Below are 9,198 nucleotides of genomic sequence, written 5' to 3' on the forward strand. Positions count from 1 at the left end.
TGCGCATCTGCAGTGGATGGCTGCTTCGAACGGGATCCCGAAGTCCCGCGTGGACGAGGTGCTCGGGTTGGTCGGGTTGTCCGAGGTGGCGGGCAAGAAGGCCGGCGGGTTCTCGCTCGGTATGTCGCAGCGTCTGGGGTTGGCGGGTGCGTTGTTGGGGGATCCGAAGGTGTTGTTGTTCGACGAGCCGGTCAACGGTCTCGATCCGGAGGGCATCGTCTGGATTCGTAAGTTCATGCAGCGGTTGGCGGCCGAGGGCCGCACGGTGTTGGTGTCGAGTCACCTTCTGTCGGAGATGGCGCTCACGGCGGAGCAGTTGGTGGTGATCGGTCGGGGTCGGTTGATTTCGGATTCGACGGTCGCGGAGTTCGTGGATCGTTCGTCGGAGTCGACGGTGCGCGTGCGCAGCCCACAATTGGACGCTCTCCATGCCGCATTGACTGCCCAGGGACTGACTGTCCGCGAGGAACATTCAGGATCGGAGCCGGTGTTGGTGGTCGTGGATTCGACCACCGATGTGATCGGTGGTTTGGCCGGTTCGCAGGGAATCGTGTTGCACGAGTTGGCTTCTGTGCAGGGGTCGCTCGAGGATGCGTTCATGAAGTTGACCGGAGACGATGTCCAGTACCACGCGTCCGGTATCGATCCGGGCGCCGGAGCCCACCACGCAAACACACAGCACGCTATGGGAGGTGCACTGTAATGGCTGTTCTCAGTGCTGAACGTATCAAGATCACCACGACCAAGTCGCCGCTGTGGTGCACGATCACAATCATCGTCCTAGGGTTGGGCATCGCCTGGATGATCGGGCGTTCGTCGAGTTCGAGCATTCAGGCGTACAACGACGAAGCCGCATCAGGAACTCCTGATTTCGAGAAATTCCTCCCCACGTTCAACGACGCGGGGCTAGGAGTATCCGGATTCGGCGTCATGGTCCTGATGATCATGGCGGCGCTCGCGATCACCAGCGAGTACCGCTTCGGCATCATCCGTACCACCTTCCAGGCCATCCCGAGTCGGGCTTCGGTTCTGATCGCCAAAGCCGGCCTGATCGGGGCTTTCGGCGCGGTACTGTCCTTCGTTCTCATGCTCGGCGCGGTATTCATCACCAAAGCTGCGGCAGGCTCTGAAGGTTCCACCAATCTGGCACTGGACAACGCCGATGCCTGGCGTGCCGTTTACGGCGTACCGATCTTCGCGTTCCTCTGCGTCGCCCTTGCCATCGCCGTCGGAGCACTCCTTCGTCAGTCCGCCGGCGCCATTGCACTACTGCTGCTGTGGCCACTGCTCATCGAGAGCCTGTTCGGCATGTTCGGATCCTTCGGCAGAAACGTCACACCGTTCCTCCCGTTCGCCAACGCCGACCACTTCCTCTCTTCGGGTTCGAGCACCAATTTCCATTGGGGCCCTTGGGGAAGCTTGTTCTACTTCGCAGCGTTTGTGCTGGTGATATTCGGAATCAGCATCGCCGTCGTCAACAAGCGCGACGCCTGACCGAGTCGCAAACCGACCAAGACCAAAACTGGCCGCACCGGAGCCCTTCCGGTGCGGCCAGTTTCGCGTTGACAGAACCCGCAGCGCTTGTCGATCACGCCAAGGAACAGGGCACGCGCGGGTTCGCGTCACTCTGCCCCGCGGACGCGGCACCTCGAAATAAGACCTGGTCGAGTTCTTGGCAGACTGACCTCACATGTCAGCGTTCCAGTTGCGCGGCAAGCTCTTTCATCCAATCGAGGAATGCCTGCGGGCCGTCGAACTGGACGCCGTCGACAGCAGCCACTTCCGGTGCGATGTCGTCGCCCTTGACCACCAACGCTTCTCCACCCGAGGCAAGGACAGCGGCAAAGGCCGGTAGGTCACCCCGGTCGTCGCCCGCGTACGCGACGACGTCGACCCCTGCGGCCGCGATCGCGCGAAGGAGGCCTGTCCCCTTGTCCTCCTCAACGGGTGGGCGCAATTCCTCGACCAACTTGCCGGGCTCACGCCGCAACCCGGTCCGGCTCGCGATTTCTGTCGTCGCTGCTTCCACCAGGCGCTGCGCGACCGCACGATCCGCGGCCCGACGCCAATGCACGGCCACCGCAAGGCCTTTGCTCTCGACATGGATGCCAGGAACTGCCGGAGAGTCGAACAAGCGTCGCAATTCGGCTTCTGCTTCGGCGACAGCATCACTGAACGCCGCGACGGCCGGAAGCACGTGGATTCCGTCGTCCGTCCAGGTCTCGACGCCATAGGAACCCATGAGCACAACGGAATTCAAGCTGAGCCGCTCTCGCAAGAACGACACCGGCCGTCCCGAGAGCAAGCCGACAACACCGAGATGCTCGGCCAGGGTCGCAAGCACGTCTTCGGCGCCGGGCAGTAGCGCACTCGCCGACGGATCGTCGACGATGGGTGCAAGCACGCCGTCGAAATCCATCACCAGTCCACAGCGAGCTGGATCGGACGTGAGTCGGAGGATGACGTCCGAAGCGGTTCGCATGGTTCGAGTGTGCCAAATCGATCGCACTCGCAATACCAACACCGGAGCCGAATGTAATCTCTGCCACTTCGTCCAGGTTGTCCGGAACCGCTGAGTAGGTCGCGTCGTCTCCCTGTAAGGGCCCACAGTGGTCCGCTAAAGTTCTCACGACGCTTACCAACTGGGGGGTAATGATGAGCGAATTGACTGTCGCCACTGACGGCATCCGAAAGTACGGCTCGACGTCGACCGAAGCGGCAGGACGCATCGTGCAGGCCGCCGCCGTCGATCTGGGTGCAAACATCGCAGCAGTCGCACCGGCCGTGGGCCCCGTCGGGATCGAATTTCTCGAAGCATTCGCGCGCGCTCAGGCCACACACACCAAAGATGTTGCAGCACTCGCCACGTTCTACGCCGGCAACGCCGCGACGGCCGGTGCAGCCGCGCAGGCCTACGACACCACAGATCATGCAATCGCAACAGACCTGACCGCTGCGGCCGGATCGACGGGCGCGACCGCGTGAGCACCGAAGACGACTCGACGACCGTCATCGAATTCCCTCACGGTGGCGCTCCTGCCCCGGTACTGCCGAACAATGTGGTCGAATCGATGCTCGCCGGCATACCGGTACCGGCACTCCCCGGAATCGAAGATCTGTTCGCGCCCTTGATCGAACTCGGGAAGAGTCTCGGCACAGGCACTTTTGCGGGCATCGATCCCGTCGGCATCTTCGATCAGGCGTCCACTCTCATCGACCACGCCATGGGACTGTCCCGAAGCGCGGTCGCCGACGTGGGCCAGACCTGGAACAGCACCGGCAGTGACGCCGCGACCGAACTGTCGCGATCCGCCCAGAACAGCGGCGCAGAATTGAGCGAACGCGGAACCGCGATATCGAAAACTGCTGCCGCCGCCGCGGAATCGGTGCAGCGAGGCAACGCGAATCTCGCGGCAATCGCGCAGTCCTTCGCCACCACGGTTGCAGCTGCCGCGCCCATCGCGTGGACACCACCAGGACAGGCGATGTTGCTTGCCTCGACAGCTGAACACATGCAGGCAGCCGTCGCGGCGGTGACTCGGACGCGTGGGGAGATGCTCGGGCACACCGCAGCCATGAACGCCCTTGCCGGACCGATCCCCGTGCCGACCCCACCGACCAGTGAGGCACTCTCCAACCTGGTCACTGCGGAGGCAATCAACAACGCCGCCCGTCAGATCGCCCAACCTCTGTCTGCCTCAACCGATGCCGGTGATGCGCCGTACTCCACCCACCCGGACTCCACTCAGCCAGGCACCGAGGCTGTTCGAACCTCGGCTGCACAGGCCGGCGCCGGGCTTCCGACCGGCGTCGCCAAGCTGTGGGGCGCAGGCAATCCGTCGACGTCACTCGCAGCCGGCGCGTCGCCGTCACCCAGTGCGACGGCAAGCTCTGGCGGAGCATGGCTGAGCGGAAGCGGTGGCACTACCGGCGGAATGGTGAGGGGTGCAGCGGGAGTTGCTGCAGTTCAACCGGTTCCGGTAACAACGCCAGGCCTGGGTGCACCATCGTCGGCAGTCGGCAGTAGCGGCATGTCGCCGGGCGGCATGCTGGGCGGTGGACCCCGCGGATCTCGGGACGACGAGTCGTCACGCACTACCCCGAGGTATCTCGTCACTGCCGGCGACGAGAATTCGATGGTCGACGATCTGCCGATGGTGTCGCCGCCCGTGCTCGGGGCTGACGATCCCGATCAGTACCTGTTCCGAGATCTCTGATCAAGACAAACCTCAGACGAAGCCCAACTCCCGCACCGCCGCACGCTCCTGCTCCAGTTCGCTGACGGACAGGTCAATCCGTTCGCGCGAGAAGTCGTCGATCGCGAGGTCGGGAACGATAGCGAACTCGCCATCGGCACAGGTCACCGGGAAGGACGAGATCAATCCTTCGGGCACCCCGTAGGAACCGTCCGAACAGACGGCCATGGATACCCAGTCGTCCTCGGCGGTGCCGATCACCCAGTCGCGGACGTGGTCGATCGACGCACTGGCCGCACTCGCCGCAGAGGACGATCCCCGCGCAGCGATGATGGCGGTGCCTCGCACTTGCACAGTCGGGATGAAATCGTTCTCCACCCAGTCGCGGTCGTCGATCACCGCGAGTGCAGGCTCACCTGCGACAGTCGCGTGGGACAGGTCCGGGTACTGCGTCGCCGAATGGTTTCCCCAGACGGACACCTTGCGCACCGACGACGCACGAACCCCGGTCTTCTTCACCACCTGCGCGATCGCTCGGTTGTGGTCGAGACGTGTCAGCGCACTGAACCGAGCATCGGGCACATCCGGTGCATTGTTCATCGCGATGAGCGCGTTGGTGTTGGCCGGGTTTCCCACGACCAGTACCTTGACGTCCGAGGCTGCGTTGTTGTTGATCGCCTTCCCATGCGCTGTGAAAATCGCGCCGTTCGCACTCAGCAAGTCGGCACGCTCCATCCCCTTGCTCCGCGGACGTGCGCCGACCAGCATCCCGACGTTCGCGCCGGAGAAGGCGACATCGGGATCGTCAGTGATGTCGATGGAGCTCAGCAACGGAAATGCGCCGTCTTCGAGTTCCATCGCAACGCCTTCGGCAGCGGACACGGCGGCAGGAATCTCGAGCAGTCGAAGTTTGATCGGGACGTCAGCGCCGAGCATCTCCCCCGCAGCTATGCGGAAAAGCATTCCGTATGCGATCTGACCCGACGCTCCGGTTACCGTGACGGTTACGGGCGCAATACTCATTGCCGACTCCTCACCTGCCGTTTTCACGACTGTCCGTTCTACAACGCTGTAAGAACGGTTTCCACGCTAGTCGAGTAAACCGGCCACTTCGTGGTCTGTCAGTGTGGTTCTCGGCACTCGTCCCTCCGCCGTCACGAGTTCGACGGCGCGGTAGAGCGGACGCTCGGCGAGTCCGGCGCCGCGGGCTTCGGCACGCAACTGTTCGATCAGCACCGAGGACAACGCGGCAGCCGGTACCAACTCGCTGGCCGCCAGCGCGTCGGCGAGCTTGCGGAGTGCAAGGATCTCCAACTCGCGCCCACCCCCCGCGGTATACAACGCGAGCGGGATCCGCACGGTGGACCGTCCGTCGCCGAGCGTCAAGCTGACTTCGCTGATCCGGCCGGATCGCACCGTCAATGCCGCCGTGAGTACCTCGGCCACGTCGACGACGTTGGTTCGAAAACCAGCTTGCGCACGAACTCTGTTGCCGTACAACGTGATGTGCCGGCGCAGCGTCATCAGGATCGCAAGTGACGTCGGCACCGCGATGACGGCGCCGACGATCACTCCAACGGTCGCCGTCGAGAACACACTGACGATCAACCCGACGACCACACCGAACACCACGACAACAACGGCGAATTTCTTCAGCCGCGGCGCGATCAACGCCACGGGAACCAGATCGAGCGAAACCGGTTCGGCCTCAGTGCTCAACGAGTTCCCCGAGCTTGTCGACAACCTGGTCGAGCGCCACTGTCTCCTGCTCACCTGTTGCCAACTGTTTGACAACGACAACGCCCTCTTCGAGTTCACGCTCGCCGAGAACCAAAGCGATCGCGGCACCCGAACGATCAGCTGCCTTCATCGAGCCCTTCACGCCACGGTTTCCGTACGCCAGGTCGACGCGAATCCCATTGGCACGCAACTGATGTGCGATCTTCACCAGTGCGGCCTTCGCCTCGGCACCCATCGGTACACAGAAGACGTCGACACGCGCCGGTGGCGCAACGGACTTGCCCTCGGCCTCGAGCGCGAGAACCGTGCGGTCGACGCCGATTCCGAACCCGATGCCCGAGAGCGGCTGTCCACCCAGCTGTTCCATCAGACCGTCGTAACGACCACCACCACCGATTCCGGACTGCGCACCCAGTCCGTCGTGCACGAATTCGAAGGTTGTCTTGGTGTAGTAGTCGAGGCCGCGGACCATGCGCGGGTTGACGACGTACGGAACGCCCAATGCGTCCAGGTGCGCTAGCACCTCGTCGAAGTGCGCCTTGCAGCTCTCGGACAGGTGATCGAGCATGAGCGGTGCGCCGGCCGTCATCTCGCGTACATCTGGGCGCTTGTCGTCGAGCACGCGGAGCGGGTTGATCTCGGCGCGTCGACGCGTGTCTTCGTCGAGTGGGAGTGCAAAGAGAAACTCCTGCAGCAGTTCGCGATACTGCGGCCGGCAGGTGTCGTCACCGAGAGAGGTGATTTCGAGGCGGAAGCCGTCGAGCCCCAACGACCGGAATCCGGCGTCGGCGATCGCGATGACCTCAGCGTCGAGCGCGGGGTCGTCGATCCCGATGGCTTCGACGCCGACCTGCTGCAACTGGCGGTAGCGACCGGCCTGCGGGCGCTCGTAGCGGAAGAACGGGCCCGCGTAGCTGACCTTGACCGGCAACTGTCCACGATCGAGGCTGTGCTCGATGACCGCACGCATGACTCCGGCGGTTCCCTCGGGACGCAACGTCACCGAACGGTCACCGCGGTCGGCGAATGTGTACATCTCTTTGCTGACGACGTCGGTCGACTCACCGACACCGCGAGCGAACAGGCCGGTGTCCTCGAAGATCGGCAATTCGATGTGGCCGTATCCGGCCAACCTCGCGGCGCGCGTCAAACCGTCACGAACGGCGACGAATTCGGCTGACTGCGGCGGAACGTAGTCCGGAATGCCCTTGGGTGCAGAGAAGGTGCTGGCTTTACTCACGAGAGGTACTTTTCCTTATTCTTGTGCGCTGAGTCCAACGAGAAACGGATTCGAGCTTCGCTCGGCGCCGATCGAACTGTTGCCGCCGTGCCCGGGCAGGACCACTGTCTCGTCACCGAGTACCAATAGCTTGCGGGCGATCGAAGCGAGCAACTGCTCGTGATTTCCGCCGGGCAGGTCGCTGCGCCCGATGGAACCCTGAAACAGGGTGTCACCGGTGAACGCCAAATCCACGGGCCCGCTCTCGGTGTTCGCCTGGGTGCGGAACACCACCGATCCCTGCGTGTGCCCGGGTGTGTGGTCCACGACGAACGTCATTCCGGCCTCGGTGATCTTGTCTCCGTCGGCCAGTTCGATCACCTCGTCCGGCTCCACGAACGTCATGCCTTGAATGAATTCCTTCATCGTCGGGCCGATCCCCCGTGCCGGATCGCTGAGCATGTAGCGATCCTCGGGATGGATGTACGCGGGTACGGAATACCGCTCACAGACCTCGCGGGCCGACCACACGTGATCGAGATGACCGTGCGTCAGGAGGACCGCCGTGACCGACATGTCCTTGGAGTCCAGATATTCGAAGAGCGGCTCAGCTGCATCCTGACCCGGATCTACGACTACGCACTCGCACGCGTCGTCCTGAGCGAGTATGTAGCAGTTGGTTTGGAACATCCCGGCCGGAAAACCAGTGACGAGCACGGGGGCAACTCCTCTTCGAAGGGTGGAAACAAACAACACGCTGTCGGTTACAGCCTAAGCTGCTGCCCCGCCAGTAAGTTCTCAGGTTGCAATGGGAGACTCTGACGACGAGTAGAGCCGCTTGCCGAAGCCGACCCCCAGGGTGTCGCTCGGCCGGCCGACCACGATCCACCCGCGATACGGAGGACTACAGCAGTGCCGAGTAACGAGCAACGCCGCGAGGCGGCGAAACGCAAGCTCGAGCGTCAGCTCGAACGTCGCGCAGAACGTGCCCGCAAGCGCAAGCAGATGACGATAGCCGGAACTGCGCTCGGCGTGGTCGTCGTAGTCGGCGTCGTCGGTGGACTCATCTGGCTGAGCAATCGCAGTGACGACGACGCGAACACCACCAACACTGCTGCCGACGACTCGAGCCTCACGCCACAAACCGCGGGTGCAATGCCGGCCGGTCTGTCGACGCCACTGGCCGACACGGTTTCCTGCTCGTATCCAGCCGACGGCGCTACCGCGTCCAAGGCCAACAACCCTCCTCGTACCGACGGGATTCCCACCACCGCGCCGGACGCGACGCCGAGCATCAGCGTCGAGACCTCGCAGGGAAACATCGGGCTCACACTCGACGGAACGAAGTCTCCGTGCACCGTCAACAGCTTCGTGAGCTTGGCGCAGCAGGACTACTTCAACGACACCACCTGCCACCGCATGACGACGAGCCCCTCGCTCCAGGTGCTGCAGTGCGGTGACCCGTCGGGCACCGGCACCGGCGGACCGGGCTACGGCTTCGACAACGAATTCCCCACCACGGCGTATTCCACCACCGACCCGGCAGCGCAGGAGCCCGTCACCTACGCGCGCGGCACGGTTGCGATGGCCAACACCGGGGCACCCGGTAGCAACGGCAGCCAGTTCTTCCTCGTCTACGGCGACTCACAACTCCCCCCGCAGTACACGGTTTTCGGCACGATCGACGAAACCGGGCTCGCCACTTTGGACAAGGTCGCGGCCGGCGGATCGACGCCAGAGGGTGACGGCAAGCCGAATCTGACCACCGACATCAAGACAGTAAGGCTCGACTGATGCGACGTAATCCTGTGATGCGCTTTCCTGTAGTTATTGCCGCCGCCAGCGCCGCGGCGCTGCTTCTGGCTGGTTGTTCCAGTGATCCCGGTAGCTCGGACTCGCCGTCCAGCACCTCCAAGGCGAAGACGACAACGGCTGCCATGCCGCCGCTCGACATGTCACAGTTCGACGCACTCCCGCCTGTCCCGACTCCGGCCTCGGCGACCGTCGACTGCTCGTACCCGAGCGCGGCGGGGGCAGCAAAAA

General features: G+C 63.5%; 10 protein-coding genes and 1 pseudogene. 6 read left to right on the forward strand and 5 right to left on the reverse strand.

Going from position 1 to position 9,198, the window contains the following annotated elements; all coding sequences use genetic code 11:
• Both ACYP01_RS22905 and ACYP01_RS22910 read left to right on the forward strand, forming a co-directional pair.
• Positions 1-703, forward strand: a 703-nt coding sequence (locus ACYP01_RS22905) for an AAA family ATPase (RefSeq protein WP_459682603.1), incomplete at its 5' end; no start/stop codon positions are given.
• Entirely contained in the window at positions 703-1,494 is a 792-nt protein-coding gene (locus ACYP01_RS22910) for an ABC-2 transporter permease (RefSeq protein ID WP_459682605.1), read from the forward strand. The genes ACYP01_RS22905 and ACYP01_RS22910, both read left to right, overlap by 1 nt.
• 199 nt (positions 1,495-1,693) lie before the next feature.
• Here the strand turns inward: ACYP01_RS22910 and otsB are convergent, their stop codons facing one another.
• Entirely contained in the window at positions 1,694-2,482 is a 789-nt protein-coding gene (otsB, locus tag ACYP01_RS22915; RefSeq protein WP_228232714.1) for a trehalose-phosphatase, read from the reverse strand.
• 173 nt (positions 2,483-2,655) lie between these two features.
• Here otsB and ACYP01_RS22920 point away from each other — a divergent pair, with 173 nt between their 5' ends.
• The gene (locus ACYP01_RS22920) at positions 2,656-2,985 is read left to right on the forward strand and encodes a type VII secretion target (RefSeq protein WP_007732978.1); all 330 of its coding nucleotides are present in this window, start codon (positions 2,656-2,658) and stop codon (positions 2,983-2,985) included.
• Positions 2,982-4,217, forward strand: coding sequence for a hypothetical protein (locus ACYP01_RS22925; protein WP_459682609.1), 1,236 nt, complete (start codon positions 2,982-2,984; stop codon positions 4,215-4,217). The genes ACYP01_RS22920 and ACYP01_RS22925 overlap by 4 nt, the downstream gene beginning before the upstream one ends.
• Positions 4,218-4,229: 12 nt before the next feature.
• Here ACYP01_RS22925 and ACYP01_RS22930 read toward each other — a convergent pair whose 3' ends face one another.
• The 4 genes from ACYP01_RS22930 to ACYP01_RS22945 all read right to left on the reverse strand — a co-directional run bounded on the left by ACYP01_RS22930 (position 4,230) and on the right by ACYP01_RS22945 (position 7,872).
• Positions 4,230-5,219: a malate dehydrogenase gene (locus ACYP01_RS22930; RefSeq protein WP_003943334.1), complete on the reverse strand. Its 990-nt coding sequence runs from the start codon at positions 5,217-5,219 to the stop codon at positions 4,230-4,232.
• Between the two features lie 66 nt (positions 5,220-5,285).
• Positions 5,286-5,915 carry a hypothetical protein gene (locus tag ACYP01_RS22935; protein ID WP_007732974.1) on the reverse strand — a complete coding sequence of 210 codons (630 nt, stop codon included), beginning with the start codon at positions 5,913-5,915 and terminating at the stop codon, positions 5,286-5,288.
• Positions 5,905-7,176, reverse strand: a complete 1,272-nt coding sequence (hisS, locus tag ACYP01_RS22940) for a histidine--tRNA ligase (RefSeq protein ID WP_007732972.1) — start codon at positions 7,174-7,176, stop codon at positions 5,905-5,907. The genes ACYP01_RS22935 and hisS overlap by 11 nt, the downstream gene beginning before the upstream one ends.
• A 15-nt stretch (positions 7,177-7,191) precedes the next feature.
• A complete protein-coding gene (locus tag ACYP01_RS22945; protein WP_007732970.1) occupies positions 7,192-7,872 on the reverse strand; it encodes an MBL fold metallo-hydrolase in 681 nt (226 codons plus the stop codon).
• A 195-nt stretch (positions 7,873-8,067) separates the two neighbouring features.
• On the opposite strand from ACYP01_RS22945, the gene ACYP01_RS22950 reads away from it, so the two are divergent.
• Positions 8,068-8,949: a peptidylprolyl isomerase gene (locus ACYP01_RS22950; protein WP_003943303.1), complete on the forward strand. Its 882-nt coding sequence runs from the start codon at positions 8,068-8,070 to the stop codon at positions 8,947-8,949.
• Positions 8,949-9,198, forward strand: a pseudogene (locus ACYP01_RS22955) (peptidylprolyl isomerase); the annotation flags it as partial. The gene ACYP01_RS22950 and the pseudogene ACYP01_RS22955, both read left to right, overlap by 1 nt.

It is taken from the genome of Rhodococcus sp. no. 34 (genome assembly GCF_054589475.1).